This window comes from Rheinheimera sp. UJ51, from assembly GCF_020819615.1.
Lineage (GTDB): Bacteria > Pseudomonadota > Gammaproteobacteria > Enterobacterales > Alteromonadaceae > Alishewanella > Alishewanella maricola.
Genome location: NZ_JAJHOG010000012.1, coordinates 23,319 through 41,230, shown reverse-complemented (window position 1 = coordinate 41,230; position 17,912 = coordinate 23,319). Strand labels below are relative to the sequence as shown.

The 17,912-nt window shown below is 47.1% G+C and carries 14 protein-coding genes; 7 read left to right on the top strand and 7 right to left on the bottom strand.

Annotated features, from left to right (window positions below; genetic code table 11):
* The first annotated feature begins 56 nt into the window (after positions 1-56).
* The 4 genes from pdhR to lpdA all read left to right on the top strand — a co-directional run bounded on the left by pdhR (position 57) and on the right by lpdA (position 7,051).
* Complete coding sequence (pdhR, locus tag LMJ53_RS13875) at positions 57-815, top strand: pyruvate dehydrogenase complex transcriptional repressor PdhR (protein WP_229587586.1); 759 nt, start codon at positions 57-59, stop codon at positions 813-815.
* Positions 816-861: 46 nt separating this feature from the next.
* Positions 862-3,528, top strand: coding sequence for a pyruvate dehydrogenase (acetyl-transferring), homodimeric type (aceE, locus tag LMJ53_RS13870; RefSeq protein ID WP_226751959.1), 2,667 nt, complete (start codon positions 862-864; stop codon positions 3,526-3,528).
* An 11-nt stretch (positions 3,529-3,539) separates the two neighbouring features.
* On the top strand, positions 3,540-5,453 hold the full coding sequence (gene aceF, locus LMJ53_RS13865) for a pyruvate dehydrogenase complex dihydrolipoyllysine-residue acetyltransferase (RefSeq protein WP_229587584.1): 1,914 nt from the start codon (positions 3,540-3,542) through the stop codon (positions 5,451-5,453).
* 185 nt (positions 5,454-5,638) lie between these two features.
* The gene (lpdA, locus tag LMJ53_RS13860) at positions 5,639-7,051 is read left to right on the top strand and encodes a dihydrolipoyl dehydrogenase (RefSeq protein WP_229587582.1); all 1,413 of its coding nucleotides are present in this window, start codon (positions 5,639-5,641) and stop codon (positions 7,049-7,051) included.
* A gap of 41 nt (positions 7,052-7,092) precedes the next feature.
* Here the strand turns inward: lpdA and LMJ53_RS13855 are convergent, their stop codons facing one another.
* From LMJ53_RS13855 to LMJ53_RS13825, 7 genes are all read right to left on the bottom strand, one after another.
* Entirely contained in the window at positions 7,093-8,421 is a 1,329-nt protein-coding gene (locus tag LMJ53_RS13855; RefSeq protein WP_229587681.1) for an IS4 family transposase, read from the bottom strand.
* Positions 8,422-8,551: 130 nt separating this feature from the next.
* Entirely contained in the window at positions 8,552-10,102 is a 1,551-nt protein-coding gene (locus LMJ53_RS13850) for a cation:proton antiporter family protein (protein ID WP_229587580.1), read from the bottom strand.
* 128 nt (positions 10,103-10,230) lie between these two features.
* Entirely contained in the window at positions 10,231-11,403 is a 1,173-nt protein-coding gene (locus LMJ53_RS13845; protein WP_229587578.1) for a GGDEF domain-containing protein, read from the bottom strand.
* A 219-nt stretch (positions 11,404-11,622) separates the two neighbouring features.
* A complete protein-coding gene (locus tag LMJ53_RS13840; RefSeq protein ID WP_229587576.1) occupies positions 11,623-12,213 on the bottom strand; it encodes a carboxymuconolactone decarboxylase family protein in 591 nt (196 codons plus the stop codon).
* 85 nt (positions 12,214-12,298) lie between these two features.
* On the bottom strand, positions 12,299-13,012 hold the full coding sequence (locus tag LMJ53_RS13835) for a PepSY domain-containing protein (protein WP_229587575.1): 714 nt from the start codon (positions 13,010-13,012) through the stop codon (positions 12,299-12,301).
* A 278-nt stretch (positions 13,013-13,290) separates the two neighbouring features.
* Positions 13,291-13,977 (bottom strand): cupin domain-containing protein, encoded by a 687-nt coding sequence (locus LMJ53_RS13830; RefSeq protein ID WP_229587573.1) that lies wholly within the window; start codon positions 13,975-13,977, stop codon positions 13,291-13,293.
* A 6-nt stretch (positions 13,978-13,983) separates the two neighbouring features.
* Positions 13,984-14,355, bottom strand: coding sequence for a VOC family protein (locus LMJ53_RS13825; protein ID WP_229587571.1), 372 nt, complete (start codon positions 14,353-14,355; stop codon positions 13,984-13,986).
* Positions 14,356-14,583: 228 nt separating this feature from the next.
* Between LMJ53_RS13825 and LMJ53_RS13820 the strand changes: the two genes are divergently transcribed.
* The 3 genes from LMJ53_RS13820 to LMJ53_RS13810 all read left to right on the top strand — a co-directional run bounded on the left by LMJ53_RS13820 (position 14,584) and on the right by LMJ53_RS13810 (position 17,877).
* Positions 14,584-15,474 (top strand): hypothetical protein, encoded by an 891-nt coding sequence (locus LMJ53_RS13820; protein ID WP_229587569.1) that lies wholly within the window; start codon positions 14,584-14,586, stop codon positions 15,472-15,474.
* 120 nt (positions 15,475-15,594) lie between these two features.
* Positions 15,595-16,581 (top strand): alpha/beta hydrolase, encoded by a 987-nt coding sequence (locus LMJ53_RS13815; RefSeq protein WP_229587567.1) that lies wholly within the window; start codon positions 15,595-15,597, stop codon positions 16,579-16,581.
* Positions 16,582-16,677: 96 nt separating this feature from the next.
* Positions 16,678-17,877 (top strand): anhydro-N-acetylmuramic acid kinase, encoded by a 1,200-nt coding sequence (locus tag LMJ53_RS13810; protein ID WP_229587565.1) that lies wholly within the window; start codon positions 16,678-16,680, stop codon positions 17,875-17,877.
* Positions 17,878-17,912: the final 35 nt, after the last annotated feature.

The window sequence follows — 17,912 nt, the reverse complement described above, 5'->3', positions numbered from 1 at the left end:
AATTTACAATAATGCGGCAACTTGCCGTAAACAGGTAGCAGAACGTTTGACTCGCAATGACTGATTTAAAAATTAAGCCGGCAAAATTGTCCGATCGCATTGTCGAGCAACTCGAGAACCTGTTGCTTGAAGGCAGCTTTTCGCCAGGTCAAAAATTGCCCTCTGAGCGCGAGTTAGCCGAGCGGTTTGATGTGTCACGCCCCTCATTACGTGAAGCCATTCAAAAACTAGAAGCCAAAGGGTTAGTGAGTCGGCGTCAAGGTGGCGGCACCTATATCAAAGATACCTTGGCTGTGGGCTTAACGGATCCGCTATTTGAGCTGATTAGCCGACACCCTGAATCACAATTCGATCTGCTAGAATTTCGGCATGCCCTAGAAGGCATCAGTGCCTATTATGCAGCGTTACGGGGTACTGAGGCTGATCACATAAAAATCAAAACCTTATACGAAGATATTTGTCGAACGCAACAGCAGCAAGATATAGATGCTCAGGCCATGGCGGTCGGGCAGTTTTATTTAGCAGTCGCTGAAGCATCACATAATGTCGTATTACTTCATCTTGTTCGTGGCTTAACGCCGTTAGTTGAGCAAAATGTCCGTTTAAATTTAGCCGCCTTGCAGCACAGTGAAGGCATTGCCGAAAAGCTTAATGAGCATCGGCAACGGTTAATGCAAGCGGTGATAAATGGCGAGCCGGAATTGGCGCGTCAGGCCAGTAATGGTCACTTAGCCTTTATTGAAGAAGCTTTGTTAGAAGTCGGCAAAGAACGTTCGCGGATAGAACGTTCTTTGCGCCGTTCACAGCAAGCATAATTTTTTTAGCACGCCACGGGCGTGATTAACCATAGGAAACCTCGATATGTCTGAAGTCAGTAAGGTTGACATCGACGCTTTAGAAACCAAAGAGTGGCTGGAAGCGTTGGAGTCAGTGGTGCGTACCGAAGGGGTAGAGCGGGCGCAGTTTTTGCTGGAGCAAGTGCTAGAGCAAGCTCGGTTGGATGGTGTGGATATGCCTACCGGTGTGACCACCAACTATATCAATACTATCCCACCACAGCAGGAACCGGCTTACCCTGGCGATGTTAACTTGGAAAGACGTATTCGTTCGGTGATCCGTTGGAATGCTATCATGATCGTGCTGCGTGGCTCGAAAAAAGATCTGGAACTCGGTGGCCACATGGCGTCGTTCCAATCTTCAGCGGCGTTTTACGAAACCTGTTTTAACCACTTTTTCCGTGCACCAAATGAAAAAGATGGCGGCGATTTAGTGTATTACCAAGGCCACATTTCACCGGGTATCTATGCTCGCGCCTTTGTGGAAGGCCGTTTAACGGCTGAGCAACTGGATGGTTTCCGCCAAGAAGTCGATGGCAATGGTTTATCCAGCTACCCACACCCGAAATTAATGCCGGAATTCTGGCAATTCCCAACAGTATCAATGGGATTAGGCCCAATCGCTTCTATTTACCAAGCCCGTTTCTTAAAGTATTTGCACGGCCGTGGTTTAAAAGATACCAGTGCACAGCGCGTTTATGCCTTCTTAGGTGATGGTGAAATGGATGAGCCAGAATCACGCGGTGCAATCAGCTTTGCCGCCCGTGAGAAGCTGGGCAACTTATGCTATTTAGTGAACTGTAACTTACAGCGCTTAGACGGCCCGGTTATGGGTAACGGTAAAATCATCCAAGAATTGGAAGGTTTATTCCGAGGCGCTGGTTGGAACGTGATTAAAGTGGTCTGGGGTCGTGGCTGGGATAAATTACTGGCAAAAGATACCACCGGTAAATTATTACAGTTAATGAACGAAACCATTGACGGTGATTACCAAACGTATAAAGCGAATGACGGCGCCTATGTGCGTAAACATTTCTTCGGACGTTATCCAGAAACGGCTGCTTTAGTGGCCGATATGACCGATGAAGAAATCTTTGCACTGAAGCGTGGCGGTCACGAGCCATCAAAACTGTATGCCGCCTTTAAAGCCGCGCAAGAGTGTACCGATAAACCTACGGTTATCTTAGCGAAAACGGTGAAAGGCTATGGTATGGGTGATGCCGCTGAAGGTAAAAACATCGCTCACCAAGTGAAAAAGATGGACATGACGCACGTGCTGCAATTACGCAAGCGCCTGGGTTTAGAAGATTACATCACTGAAGAAAAAGTGAACGAGTTATCTTACATCACCTTGCCAGAAGGCTCGCCTGAGTTGGAATACTTACACGCGCGTCGTAAAGCCTTACATGGTTATACGCCGGTGCGGTTACCGAACTTCACCAAGCCACTTACGTTACCTGAACTGTCTGCGTTTGACAGCCTGTTAGAAGAGCAAAAACGTGAAGTGTCTACCACCATGGCTTACGTGCGTGCGCTAAATATTTTGTTAAAAGACAAAAATATTGGTCAGCAAATTGTGCCTATTATTGCTGATGAAGCCCGTACCTTTGGTATGGAAGGCTTATTCCGTCAAATTGGTATTTACAACCCAGGTGGTCAGAACTACACGCCAGAAGATCGCTCGGTCGTCAGTTATTACAAAGAAGACGTGGGTGGTCAGGTATTACAAGAAGGGATTAATGAGCTGGGCGCCATGTCTTCATGGGTTGCTGCGGCCACTTCTTATAGCACCAACGATTTACCGATGATCCCATTCTATATTTACTACTCGATGTTTGGTTTCCAACGTGTTGGTGATATGGCATGGTTAGCAGGCGATCAGCAAGCACGTGGTTTCTTATTAGGCGCCACTGCCGGTCGCACTACCTTAAACGGTGAAGGTTTACAGCACGAAGATGGTCACAGCCATATTCTGGCTAGCACAGTACCTAATTGTATTTCTTACGATCCAACTTATGCCTATGAAGTCGCGGTGATCCTGCAAGATGGTATTCGCCGCATGTACGGTGAAGCGCAAGAAAACATCTATTATTACATCACGGTAATGAATGAAAACTACCACCACCCAGCAATGCCAAAAGGCGCTGAGGAAGGCATTCGTAAAGGTATCTACAAGTTAGAATCTTTTAACGGCGGTCGCGGTAAGGTGCAGTTGCTAGGTTCAGGCACCATCTTAAATGAAGTGCGTAAAGCGGCAGATATTTTGAGCAAAGACTATGACGTCGCCTCAGATGTTTACTCGGTCACTTCGTTTAACGAATTAGCCCGTGATGGCCAAGATTGTGAGCGCTTTAACATGCTGCATCCTGATGCGGCAGAAAAAGTGCCCTATGTTGCCACGGTAATGAACAAAGCACCGGCCATTGCTGCCACGGATTACATGAAAAACTATGCTGACCAAATCCGGGCTTTTGTACCTGCTAATGCTTATAAAGTGTTGGGTACAGATGGTTTTGGTCGCTCGGATAGCCGTGAAAACCTGCGTCGTCACTTCGAAGTGAATGCCGGTTATATCGTGGTTGCCGCGTTAAATGAATTGGCGAAGCAAGGCGAGTTGAAAAAAGCGGTAGTGGCCGAGGCCATTAAGAAATTTGGCATCGACGCCGACAAAACCAACCCGCTGTACGCATAAGAGGATTTGTCATGACGATTGAAATTCAGGTACCGGATATCGGTGCAGATGAAGTTGAAGTTACCGAGATCCTGGTGAAGGTGGGCGATAAAGTCGCTGCCGACCAATCGCTACTAAGCGTGGAAGGTGACAAAGCTTCTATGGAAGTACCTGCTGAGCAAGCAGGTGAAGTCGCAGAGATTTTAGTAAAAGTAGGCGATAAGGTGAAAACCGGTAGTCTGATTATGCGCTTTGCAAGTGCGGCTGCCGCAGTACCCGCCAAAGCGGAATCAGCGCCGGCACCCGCAGCAGCAAAAGAATCCGCTGCCACTAGCGAATTAAAAGAAGTACAAGTGCCCGATATCGGCGGTGATGAAGTTGAAGTTACCGAAGTGATGGTGAAAGTAGGCGACAGCGTAAAAGCGGATCAATCACTGCTTAACGTTGAAGGCGATAAAGCCGCGATGGAAGTGCCAGCACCCTTTGCCGGTGTGGTGAAAGAAATCAAGGTACAAACTGGCGCTAAAGTGAAAACCGGTAGCCTGATTATGGTGTTTGAAGTGGCAGCTAGCGGTGCAAGTACCGACAAAGCTGAAACGGCAGCGCCAGCCAAGGCCGAGCCTGCTGCAGCACCCGCTGCCAATGAGTTAAAAGACGTGCAAGTGCCGGATATCGGCGGTGATGAAGTTGAAGTTACCGAAGTGATGGTGAAAGTAGGTGATAGCGTAAAAGCGGATCAATCTATTCTTAACGTAGAAGGCGATAAAGCGGCGATGGAAGTGCCCGCCCCGTTTGCCGGTGTGGTAAAAGAAATCAAAGTTCAAGCCGGTAGCAAAGTGAAAACCGGTAGTTTGGTGATGGTGTTTGAAGTGGCCGGTAAAGCGCCTGCTGCCAGTGCACCTGCGGCTGAAAAAGCGGCTACACCCGCTCCGGCTCCTGCCAGTTCAGCCCCAGCTGCGGCTAGTACACCTGCAGCGAGCAACGATGGCTTTGTAGAAAACAGTGCCTATGCCCATGCTTCACCGGTGATCCGCCGTTTAGCTCGCGAATTTGGCATTAACTTAGCCAAGGTGAAAGGATCTGCCCGTAAAGGTCGCATCGTTAAAGAAGATGTGCAGAATTACGTTAAGCAACTGGTGAAACAAGCAGAAAGCGGTAGCGCAGCGAGTAGCGGTGCAGCCACTGGCGGCAACAATATGGGCTTCGATTTATTGGCTTGGCCAAAAGTCGATTTTGCCAAATTTGGTGAAGTGGAAGCGAAGCCGCTATCACGTATTCAGAAATTGTCGGGTGCTAACTTGCATCGTAACTGGGTGCGCATTCCACATGTTACACAGTTTGATGAAGCGGATATCACAGGCTTAGAAGAATTCCGTAAAGAGCAAAATGCGCTGGCTGATAAGAAGAAAATGGGTGTTAAATACACGCCGTTAGTTTTCATCATGAAAGCCGTAGCGAAAGCTCTGGAAGAATTCCCCACCTTCTGCAGCTCGCTGTCTGAAGATGGCGCTAGCTTAATCATGAAGAAGTACATTCACTTAGGTATTGCCGTTGATACACCCAATGGTTTGGTGGTGCCGGTAGTGCGTGATGTGAACAAGAAGGGCGTGATTGAGCTATCGCGTGAGCTGCAAGAGATTTCGGTGAAAGCACGTGAAGGCAAGTTAACCTCAAGCGATATGCAAGGGGGGTGCTTTACTATCTCTAGCTTAGGTGGCATTGGTGGTACGGCGTTTACGCCTATTGTTAATGCGCCGGAAGTGGCCATTTTAGGTGTCTCAAAATCTGAGATTAAACCGAAATGGAACGGTAAAGAGTTCGAACCGAAGCTAATGTTGCCTTTATCCGTTTCTTACGACCATCGCGTGATTGATGGCGCGTTAGCGGCGCGTTTTACGGCCACTTTGGCGGGTTATCTGGCTGATATACGTCAGATAATCATGTAACAGCGTGCGGCAGCAGCGTTGAAACACGCTGTTGTCGCGGTTTAGGCGGCTAAAAATGCCGCTTTAGCCAAAAGTAGCGCGACAATGTGCGGCACGAATGTTAAAATTCAGCCACTTTTTTCGCCTGATAGCCGTGCCCTACACCGCGCTGTCAGAAAACCGACCCGATGATAAAAGGTAAAATGATGAGCAACGAAATTAAAACCCAAGTGGTAGTGCTGGGCGCTGGCCCTGGCGGTTACTCTGCGGCCTTCCGTGCGGCAGATTTAGGCTTAGAAGTGACGTTAGTTGAAGCACGCAGCACCTTAGGTGGCGTGTGTTTAAATGTTGGCTGTATTCCGTCTAAAGCGCTGTTACACGTTGCAAAAGTGATTGATGATGCACGTGATATGGCATCTCATGGTGTGACCTTTGGTGCACCAGAAATCGATTTAGATAAAATCCGTGCGTGGAAAGACAAAGTGATTGGTCAATTGACCAATGGCTTAGGCGGCATGGCGAAAATGCGTAAAGTGAAAGTAGTTAATGGTTACGGTAAATTCACTGGCGCAAATACCTTACAAGTTGGCGATACCACCATTACCTTTGAACAAGCGATTATTGCTGCCGGTTCTGAGCCAGTCGCCTTACCGTTTATTCCAAAAGATGATGACCGTGTGATCGACTCTACTGGCGCACTGGAATTAAAAGATATTCCAGGCGAAATGCTGGTATTAGGTGGCGGTATCATCGGTTTAGAAATGGGTACTGTGTACCGTGCTCTAGGTTCTAAAGTGTCTGTGGTTGAGTTTGCTGATCAGTTAGTGCCTGCAGCAGATGCCGATATCGTTAAAGCGTACACCAAGTACAACAGCAAAAACTTCAACATCATGTTGTCGACCAAGGTGACTGGGGTTGAAGCCAAAGATGATGGCTTGTATGTCACGTTCGAAGGTAAAAACGCACCGAAAGACCCAGTACGTTACGACAAAATCTTAGTCGCGGTAGGTCGTAAGCCTAACGGTAACTTAGTTGATGCAGCAAAAGCCGGTGTTAATGTTGACGAGCGTGGCTTTATTAATGTTGATAAGCAACTGCGCACTAACGTTGGCCATATTTATGCTATCGGTGATGTCATTGGTCAGCCGATGTTAGCGCACAAAGCGGTACATGAAGGTCATGTAGCGGCTGAAGTCATTTCTGGTTTAAAACACTTCTTTGACCCACGCTGCATCCCATCAGTAGCCTATACCGACCCAGAAATGGCTTGGACAGGTGTCACTGAGAAAGAAGCGAAAGAGCAAGGCTTAAAAGTAGAAACGGCAACCTTCCCTTGGGCCGCTTCTGGCCGGGCGATTGCCTCAGCGCGTACTGAAGGTTTCACCAAGCTGATTTTCGACAAAGAAACGCACCGTATCCTCGGTGGCGCTATTGTCGGTATCAATGCCGGTGAAATGTTAGGCGAAATTTGTTTAGCGGTTGAAATGGGTGCTGATGCGGAAGATATCGCGTTAACTATTCATGCTCACCCAACCTTAAACGAGTCTATCGGTTTAGCGGCAGAGATCTACGAAGGTTCAATCACCGACTTGCCCAACCCGAAAGCGAAGAAGAAGTAATTGCTTCTTCACTAAAAAAGGCGCCGTTCGGCTAATGCCGGTCAGTTAAGCTGGCCGGCATTTTTCTTTCGGACAGGGTATTTCTGCTTACTCGACTTTAGGCAGCGAGGATAACATCGCTCTCGGCGTCCAGGTAGTAAGAAGTAGGACGCCATTTCGGTAATATTCATCACCACTTTTGGAACTCTTCCCGGCGAAACATAGGGCAATGTTGCTAACTGAAATATGATGTAACTTGCTGATTCTTTGAAACTCAGTTGGCTTGGCGTAATATCTTTACCTAACGAGGCGGCCATAAGGACCATCTGATATCGGATCAGGTTATAGGCCAGTAATACCCCCCACATCTCTTGTTTCACCATATCGGGCTTTCTTGAACGTAGCGTGTAGGTGTTTTGTAGCATTGACTGTTTTATCTCCCTGAAACCCAGTTCGATTTCCCAGCGAGTCGAGTACAAATCAACAATGTCAGCGGCAGGAAAACGCATCGGGTCTACCAAAGAGCAGAGTATTTTGACTTCTTTGTCTTTAATGGTTTTAGTGAGTAATCTCGCTTCAATTGTATGCGGTAAGTCTGCGAACTTCTTACGTGACTGAGGCGTTGTGGTCAATCTTACCAGTTGATCCTGTTTGCCCAATGACCGAATGACTTCATACTGTGTATGCTTCTTCAATGGCAGTAACCAATGGCGTTGTTCACCTGTGCTTTGCCACTTATAAAGCAAACCCAGTGAGTAAAACCCCTTATCGAATATTGTCAGAGAGTTATCACTGGTATGCGGGATTAAGTCCTCAGCTAAATTCATCTCATTAGTATCAACGCTGTCAAACCGGCTGGCAGTGAGCAGATGACTCGTTAACTCCATCTGACATACCATTCGAATTTGTGGATAGCAGGCTTCACCCGTTTGTGACCTTGTTCTGGCGAATGCGGCACTATTCTCGGGTGTATCTTCGGTGCGAAACACGACACCATCCACACCTAATAGCGTTAATCCGCACCAATTGGGATGGTCAGCTTGCTGATTCCAATGTCCGGCGGTGAGGTTAAATATATGCTCTATCGCTTCGTAGCCTAAGCGCTGTCTGGCTTGGACGATGGCACTTGGCGCAACATAAGGTACTTTGCCAGGCAGCAATATATCCATCTGAGATACAAGCTGTTTTATGGACATATTACGAAACAGAGCCATCCCCAATACTGCCCATACCATTTGCTCCATGGGAAGACGGCGAGTTCTGATGGTAGATACACCGGCAATACTAAGCCCTGTTTCAATAAGTCCAGGGTCTAAAACATCTGACAAACTATCAAAGTTAACGGTATGACTATTTACTAAAACGGTTTCCAGCGCTTGGCTAATATGCATAAAAAAGCCTACAGAGTTCATTCTGTAGGCCTTTATATACCAACCACTGGATCGGTCAACCGATCTGAAAAGTTCTTAACTGATCGGCATTAGCCGTTCGGCGCCTTTTTTGTGTCTGATGCCTAAGTATTTAAGCTTTAGCAACAAAACAATGCTGCTTCACGTGCTCTGCAATACCTACACCGGCTTCAGACATGGTTAAGTAGGTTTGATCAGCACCTGCGCTGATAATGTCTTTGGCTTCATCATCATGCATGCTGTGGGAAACGATAAAACCACTAAAACCTGTATCACGGAGTTTTTTCGCAGCGATAGATTTGGCCTCAACATCGTTCATGCTGAGGATCACCGCTTTGACTTGGCCAAAATCTAAGCCCTGCCAGAACACTTGGTCTTCAGCATCAGCGTAAAAAATATGAATGCCTTTTTTCTGATGAGCCGCCACTTTGGCGGGATCGGAGTCCATGGCAATAATTTTGTGTGAATTAATTAAGTAGCTATAGGCCGAGGTGCCGGTGCGGCCCATGCCCATAATCAGCACTTCGGCATCGCCAAGCGACACCGGTTGCTCATCGGGGTGGTGGCTGTTACGTTCAAATTTAAGTAACTGACGGCATAGTTTGTCATATAACGGGTGCGCAATACGATTCAGCGGTGCAGAAATAACAAAAGATAATGCCACCGTAAGGGCCAGCGGGATCAACCATTCGGGTAACACCACACTGGCGACAATTAGGCCGAATTCACTGTAGTTAGTTAGGCTGATACTGGTTAAAAAAGCACTGCGTGCTCTGAGTTTGAACATCACTAGCAGTAAGAAGAACAGAATGGCTTTCAGCGGTAACAGTAAGGTCATGACCCCGGCAAATAACCAAGCATTTGCGTCTGGTAAGCCATCAATGCCTATTTGTAAAAAGAAGCCAACAAGGAAAAACTCTTTAATACTCCACAGTGACTTTGACAACTCGCCGGCCCGAGGATGTTTGGCTAACATGGCACCAAATACCAGCGCACCAAGCTCAGAGCTTAATCCCACCAATTCAAAGCCTTGCCCACCAATCACTAAAGCTAAAAGTAAGCCAAATAAAATCAGTAAGTCTTCATGGCCGCTGGCGTCTAGCAGTTTATACAGTATTGGACGTAACAGCGGTAAGCCAAAGACCAGTAGTGCCCAAGGTGAGGGGGTGGTGCCACTGGCTAGACTCATCACTAACAGGGCCAGTAAGTCTTGAACAATTAAGATACCGATAGCCACGCGACCATGAAAAGCACGTAGTTCACGTTTACTTTCTAACACTTTAGCGGCAAGTACGGTGCTAGAAAAGGCTAAAGCCACTGCCAGCATCAGTGCTTGATACCAGCTCACGTCAAAGATAAACAGCGTTGCTGGCAGGATGAGTACGATAGATAAGGCAAAGTGTAATGTGCTGCCACCGAGCACTTCAGGTTTGCTTAAACTGCGGACATTAAGCTTTAAACCTACCGTAAATAACAGCAGTAATACGCCCAGATGGGCAATATGATGAATAATTGAAGGGCCTTCTGGCGGCATACTGATATCGGTAGCCGTAGCGGAGATAGCGAAACCTGCCACTAAATACCCTATTAAAGGAGGCAAACCAATAGCCCGAACTACAAGGCCAAGTGAAAAAGCAAATCCTATCCAAATTGCCTCAAGCATGCTTATTCCTGTTTTATTACTGCGATTAACATTAAGAATATCTTAAATTATTCAAAGATTAAAATGATTAGCCCGCAGATTAAACTTTTGTCTGGCAGTTGCTAACGTCAACCCGCTGAATTTCAACATTAAAGGGCTTGAGTGACAAGGTGTTGATAGTGTTGGGTTTGGTTACGGCCTTGCTTTTTCGCTTGATACAGCGCGTTATCTGCTTGGGTGATGAGATGCTGCCAGTTTGGCTCACCATCAGTATAAGTGCTAACACCAACACTAACAGTGGCTTTCGCTTGCGGGCAGTCAATGGCGCAGCTTTGTTCCACTTGTATTCTGATGCGCTCAGCAATGTGCAGCGCGGCCTGACTATCGGTATTCGGTAAACAGATTAAAAACTCTTCGCCGCCATAGCGAAAAATGGAGTCATAACCACGCAGTTCCGATTGTGCGACATAAGCGATATGTGCAATCACCTTATCACCGGCGACATGGCCAAAGAGATCATTGACCTGTTTAAAATGATCAATGTCTAACATAACGAGACTACAACATTGCTTCAGACGTTGGCTACGTTGTAGTTCGGTTTGTAATTTTTCGTTCAGCAGCCAACGGTTAAACACACCGGTCAAGGCATCGCGATCAGCAATGTGCTGCAAAGCGATATGCTGCTGTCGATAGACTAAATACAGACAACTACCAAAGGTTAGCAGGCTAAAAGCGGTGATAGCAAAGTAGCCAAGACCAATCATTATTTGGCTGGAATGTTGCGTAAATATGCCTGATAAATCGAGTGAAAACAGAATGTAACGGCTGCAAAGCTGAATAATATTAAAAAGAAAAGCCATACTAAAACAGATATATACAGCGCGCAGCTCACGGTTTTTCTGGCGAATTAATAATCGAAGCGCCATAACATTTAACACAATACTAATGGGCAAATTGAGCAATAAGCGATTGGCCGAAGAGGCTTGTGCCAATTCGGTTAGGTTGATGGCATAGGTTAAAATGACAATAGCGAGTAACCAGCCAACCTTAAATTTGCGTTGTGTTTGTTCGTAAAGCCCGGCCAACAAAAATAAATAGATACCCATGTAACAGGTGTTGGGTATAGCAGGGTTGAGCCAATAGGGGAGATCAAAACCAGAACGGCTGAAAATACCAATTGTTGAGTTTATCCATAAACAGCTGCTCGCAAAAAACCAATACAGTAAAAACAGCTGCTTATTTTGTTTATATAACAGAATAAGCAGGAGGCTGGCGGCGATCCCTAAAAACAGATTGACGTAATTCAGGGTCAGGATGTCCATACTTACTGCTCCTGCGGCTAATGCGACTTTAAATGTAACACAGTATTGGATAATGAGTATGGCAAAAATCTCAGGCGGTAGAAGCTATTAGGGTAAGTTGCGGTGGTGATGACTCCACAATCATTGCTATGGGTTATCTGCTTTATCTTTATCAGGAAAATTCGTTACGGCAGCAGCATAACGTCGAGCCTGGCGTTAAGTGCTGCTGTCACTGTTCGATTATTGATGTTTGCCTACCGTCCAATTATCGCAGGCGAGTAAGGCTGTAGCAGAGGCAATCGCGCCTTCTTCTAGTGTTGTTGCCATGGAGTCATTCCAGCGATTGAGATAACCAAACAATGCAATGACGCCCATCATTTCCACAATTTCGCCGTCATCCCAATGTTTTTTCATTTCAGTTTGGATAGCCTCATCAACCGCGTTAGGCACTTGTGAGGCGGCGAGTGATAACTCAAGAGCGGCACGCTCAGCCGCTGAAAACGCCGGATGGCTGCGAAATGCCCAGATATTTTCAAGTTGTTCTTCAGCGGCACCATAGCGCTCTGCGGCACGAATGGTATGGGCCTGGCAATAACGACAACCGGTAGCGTTACTCGATACATAAGCAATTAAGCGTTTCAGTGCAGAGGTTACCCGGCCTTGATTCGCCATGACCGCCATATTTAATTGGATAAACGCTTTAGCAATGGCAGGACGGTGGCTCATGGTCAGAACCGAGTTAGGGCAAAAACCCAGTGTTTCATTAAAAAACGCGGCTAACTCAGCAACGTCGGGGTTAGCATCGGCGGGTAGAGGGGGGATAAAAGCCATAGGGACAGTTCCTGTTGTTATTAGAATATGCGTATTCGGCGATTGATTAAAAAGAGCCTATGCCAGTGGCGCGTAGTTCGTGCATTTACGGGCGTGGCAGCGCTTTACGTGGTCGAAATCGCTGCCACAGTAAGACAAAACCGGTCAAGCTAAAGAGTAACGCACTGCCAGAAAAGCCGATCAACAACGGAGTGTTAAAGTTACTGCGTTCTTGATAGTCCATAATATGCAGCATCCAGAAAAAATCGAACAGGCGCCAACTGTCTGTACGAACACGACTAATAGCGCCCGAGGCGGGATCGAGATAAAAACGGCTATTGCCCTGATCAGCAAACCTTACCAACCAAAGCGGGGCATGCAGTTGTTGCACTTCTTGGGGCAGCGTTAACAGTAATTCTGCACTTTGCAACTGACCCGTACCTTGATACTGCGCAAGCGCAACCTGACGGATCTGTGTTTCGGTTAATGGCGGCAATACTGCACCGTCGATCGCGCTATAGCGAAAAAGCTGATCTTGCTCGGCGACAACATAAACGGGGAGTGCCGTTAGCTTTTGCTGTTGCAGGCTAAGATGCTGGCTTAAGCTCAGGTTAGCCGCGTTACTATGCTGCTGTAATAGTTCTGCAGGGCTTACTTGGGCGTGATGCCAATCTGCGCTTATGTTAAGCCGTAAATGCTCACCACGTACTTGCTCGATGGGTAGGATAGCCATCACTAAACCACTTAAAAACCATAGCGTTATTTGCACCGCTAACAGTAAACCAAGCCAATTATGTAGCTTACGACAAAAAATAAGCATAGTGTTAAAACTGAAGAAATGATGACTTATAACAGCAGATATAACCCCGTGCTGTAAAGCCCTATTTCGAATTGACTGCTCTTACCTGTCTCTGAGTGTGGTCATACCTGTACCGGAGTGCGGCCTGACCAGTAACTTTTAACAGCAGATATGGGCCTGTGCTGTAAAACCCTATTTCGAATTGACTGCTCTTACCTGTCTCTGAGTATGGTCATACCTGTACCGGAGTGCGGTCGGACCAGTGTGGTGGGCAGGAAGAGCAGTTGTGGGGTGCAGGGTTATTCGATAAAACGATCACCTAGCAAGTTGGCGCCAAGATGGCCGGTTTTAACGTAAATTAGCGCGCCGTCTTCACGGGTGAAAGGGCTGTGGGTACTGTAGCGTGGATTACGTAGCCAGCTACCGGCAGGGTATTCGCCGTGTTCATCACAGAATAAGCCTTCTAACACCAAAATTTCTTCGCCACCTGGATGGGTATGCGGGTTAAATTGTGTGTTAGGGCCCCAGCGTACTAAAGCGGTGTTAATGCCGTCATGTTCATGCAGTGGCAATACAGATAAACCGGGAACCATGCCTTGATACCAGCTGGCTGAGGCTGTTTGCTTAACCAGTTGTGTGGTATCGTCGGCGGCAAATTGCCAAAGTTTTACCAGTAAAGTGCAGCCTTCGCGCGAAAAGGGTTGATGGGATGAACCGGGTGGGTTGCGAAGATAAGTCCCCACAGGGTAGTCGCCGTGCTCGTCGCTAAAAATCCCTTCCAGCACAAAGATTTCTTCGCCACCATCATGCCGATGGCTAGTGTAACCTGCGCCTGCAGCATAACGCACAATGCTGGTTGCTCTGGCCACTTCAGCACCGGCGCGATCCAACATCATACGGCTGACGCCGGCGAGCGGCGAAGCGACAAAACGATAATCGCTTGGTCGCATCACCACCCGTTGACTAAAGTCGTTATTCACTTGCATCAGGTATTACCCGAAATGACAGAAACACAGTTTATTACCATCAGCATCACGCACATAGGCACCGTAGAACTTGCCTGGGATGCGTTGACCCGGTGCACCGTCACAGTGGGCGCCTAAGCTAATGGCTTTCTGATACAGCGCATCGACTTGCTCTTTTGAGCCCGGCGACAAAGACACCATATTGCCATTACCTGGGTGTGGTGCTTCTTTATTAAATGGTACGCAAATGCTCAGCATCGGTTGTGCCATGCTTTTGCCGAAAAAAACGATGCGTTCCATATCCATCAAGGGTTTAGCGCCTAGCTCGCCAAGTAACTCGCTATAAAATGCTTTGGCTGCGCTCAAATCACTAACGCCTAAAGTGATGTAACTGATCATGTATAGCTCCAAATTTTCGTTAATGGGAAATCACTGAACATCATACGTTAAGCCCCCTAAAATAGTGCACAGCTTATTTAATTAAATGCTTGCTAATGTATCTAAGACTTATCGCAACTCGCTAAGTGTAGACGATGGCCATAATATTCTGCTGAGGTCGCTATAGCTGTAAGGCAGATCAGGCTATAGTGAGCAGTATTCGCCAAGGCGACTTGATAAGGACACCCTATGCGTTTTTGGACTTCGTTAAGCCGGCTGCAACAACGGCTTGCTGCCTTGTTTTTGCTGCTTGCCCTTGCGGCTTTGCTCTACACTGGCAGCTTACAGCAGCAGTTAGTCAATCCAGTATTGGCGCCACTTGATCAACAAGCGCAGCAATTATTAAAACGAAGCCTGTTATTAAGCAGTGCTTCTTTTGCCACCGCGCGTTTAATCGACCGCGGAATTGCGTTTGTATCAGAAGCGCAATTCAGTGTGGGTGTGGCCAGTATTAAACCCGGACAAATGCTAAAGCCGCTGCAGGATATGGCAGTACGTTATTCCGATTTAATGGTGTTGGCGATGACGTCGATTGGCTTGCAGTTATTTTTATTAGAGTTTGGCAAGCTCGCAGCGTTACCGTTATTTGGTAGTGGTGTTTTACTCAGTGCTGTTGTGCGTTTGTTTGGGCCGAGCAGCTGGCGCGAGGCAGCAACCTATTTATTCAGGATCTTTTTAGCTTTGTTATTGTTGGTCCGTCTCGGCGTGCCAATGGCCGCCGTGGGGGTAGCAAAGTTATCAGATTGGGTTATAGAACCACAACGTCAAGTTGTTGAGCTAGCGCTCACCACCGAAACCGCCCCTTTGCAGCAAGTGGAGCAACCGCTAGGCGCACCCGATAGCGGTGCTTTGGCTTGGTTAAAACAATTAGCCGCCAATGCGAATGACCTATTTAATGCGGTGAAAAACTTCTCCGATGGTATGGTCGAAAAACTCATTCAACTGATCGTGTTATACAGTTTGCAAACCCTTATTTTTCCGTTGTTATCGTTATATTTATTGTGGCAGGCAGGCCGCTGGTTTGTTAGGCGTCCGCTACCGGCTTTTCGCCAAGCACTAGCGGCGCAAACACAAACTTAAAGGCGATCATGCTAGAGCGACCACGAGCCCAATGCGCATCTTTGGCTGCTTTGCTATTTTTAGGCGGTATCGGTTAATGTAAAAGCATCTTACGTACGGATATACCGCAAAGGAGTTTGCATGTTAAAAGCGCATATCACACCTTACGCCAAAATGGCTTTGCTATTACTAGGGCTTAGTAGTTTAGCCGGTTGTGCACAGGTATTAGCGCAGCGTATTTATCAAAGTAAAAGTTACGCTGCCCCAGCTATTAAACCTGAAGTATTGCAGCGGCTAAATCCTAAGTTGCAACAGATCTGCGTTGGCAGTGAGCTTTGTATGCGTTATTGGCAAATACAGCCTGTGGCTGAACCCGCCGAGCGGTTAAAGTTCAGTATGAATGCCGAAGTCAATGCGGCGAAAAGTGTTTTAGCATTAGAGATTAATCGAGCCGACCTGATACCGCGCCAAGGTACCGTGTTATTGTTACATGGTTATCGAGGCAGTAAGGAATGGTTAGCATTAAGTGCGTTATATTTTCAGTATTTAGGCTTTGAAGTTTTGGTGCCTGATCTGCTGGGGCATGGCGAAAGTGATGGTGATGTTGCCTTTGGCGTAGCGGATGCTGCATTTTTACAACAACTGACAGCAAAGCGCAGAAGTGATGGCCCTTTACTTATTGTAGCGAACTCGATGGGCGCACTTAGTGCCGCTCATTTATTGGCAAGCAAACAAGAGGTTGCTGGTGTCATGCTACAAGCGCCGATGCAGTCTTTTGATATGGCTTTGCAAGGTTATGTTGCCATGAGTGAGCGTTGGTATCGCAAGGTTTTCTCAGAGCAGCAGCTCGTTGAGGCTGCTAAGCTCGCCTTGGCTAAAGCCGGAGTTAGCGTGGCGCAAACCGATCTACAACATTATAAAGCCCATTTCACAATGCCAACATTGATCTTAACGGCAGATAACGATTTAATTGCCCCTTATCAATTTTATGCTGGCTGGCAAGAGCCACAATTTCATGTACAGCAAGTTGCGGATCGTCATCATGCTTTGATGAGTGTGATTAGCCAGCAAGAACACGAATGGGTGCAACAATGGTTAGCGTTAATTCCTGCTACACAATTGCGCTAAACCAAAGGCTAGCGTTCGTGGTCAATCTTTTTTCGTGAGCTTCGCACCATAGCCTTTTAGTGCGCTTATATTTAGCAGATCTATAGCAGGTAAAGTATGCACAACCATATCAAAAAACTCTATCAGAGCGCGGCGAAAACAGAGCGGCGCATTATTGGCTTAATGAGTGGTACTTCATTAGATGGTTTAGATGTGGCGTTATGCCGTGTCAGTGGTGCAGGGCTTCAAACGAAATTAGTGTTAGAGCAACATACCACACTGAATTACCAAGACGATTATCGTGAGCGAGTACGCGCGGTTTTTTCAAAACGGGATGTTGACCTGCAACATGTGACCTTACTCAACGCCTGGATCGGCCAACAACATGGTGAGATGGTAAAGCAGTGCTTGGCGCAGTGGCAATTAACCCCGCTTGATATTGATTTAATTGCCAGCCATGGCCAAACCATTTTTCATTGTCCTCAGCGGCAACATCAGGATCCACGTTGGGGCAATGGCACCTTACAAATTGGTGATGCTGATCATCTTTCGGTAACAACCGGCATTACCACTGTCAGTGACTTTCGGCAAAAGCATATCGCGGCAGGAGGAGAAGGCGCACCTTTAGCCGTGTACGGTGATTATTTGTTATTTAGTGCCGCTGATGAAAATCGCATTATGCTCAATATCGGGGGTATCGCTAATTTAACCTGGTTACCCGCCAATTTACGGGCAACAGAAGTCTTTAGCAGTGACATCGGCCCAGGTAATACGCTGATGGACGCTTATATCCGGCAGCAGCAGCCCTCGGTGCAATATGACGAAGGTGCGCATTTAGCTTATCAAGGGAAGGTGTCTGAGCCCTTATTAAACGCGTTGCAACAAGCGCCATTCTTTGCTGCGGCTATGCCAAAAACCACTGGCCCTGAGTTATTTAATCTGGGCTACTTGTACCAAGCTCAACAACAAAGTAACACCCTAAATTTAGCGGCTGCCGATGTGATGGCAACGTTAAATCGTTTCAGTGCCGACACTATTATTAATGCGATCCGACACGCTATTCTGCCAAATAATTGTGTCATTTATGCCAGTGGCGGAGGCATTCATAACCCATTATTAATGCAACAATTAGCAGACGGTTTACCCGGTTTTCGTTTTGCGACCACCGCCGCGTTAACGATTCATCCTGATGCGAAAGAAGCTGTGTTATTTGCTTTATTAGCCAACGAATGTATCGCCGGAGGCGAGCAGCCCTTTGCCGACGCGGCAACCGGCTTTCCCAGTATTAGCATGGGCAAAATCAGTTTTGCAGATTAATCAATAAAGCGACGGCTTGCACCGTCGCCTAGCTT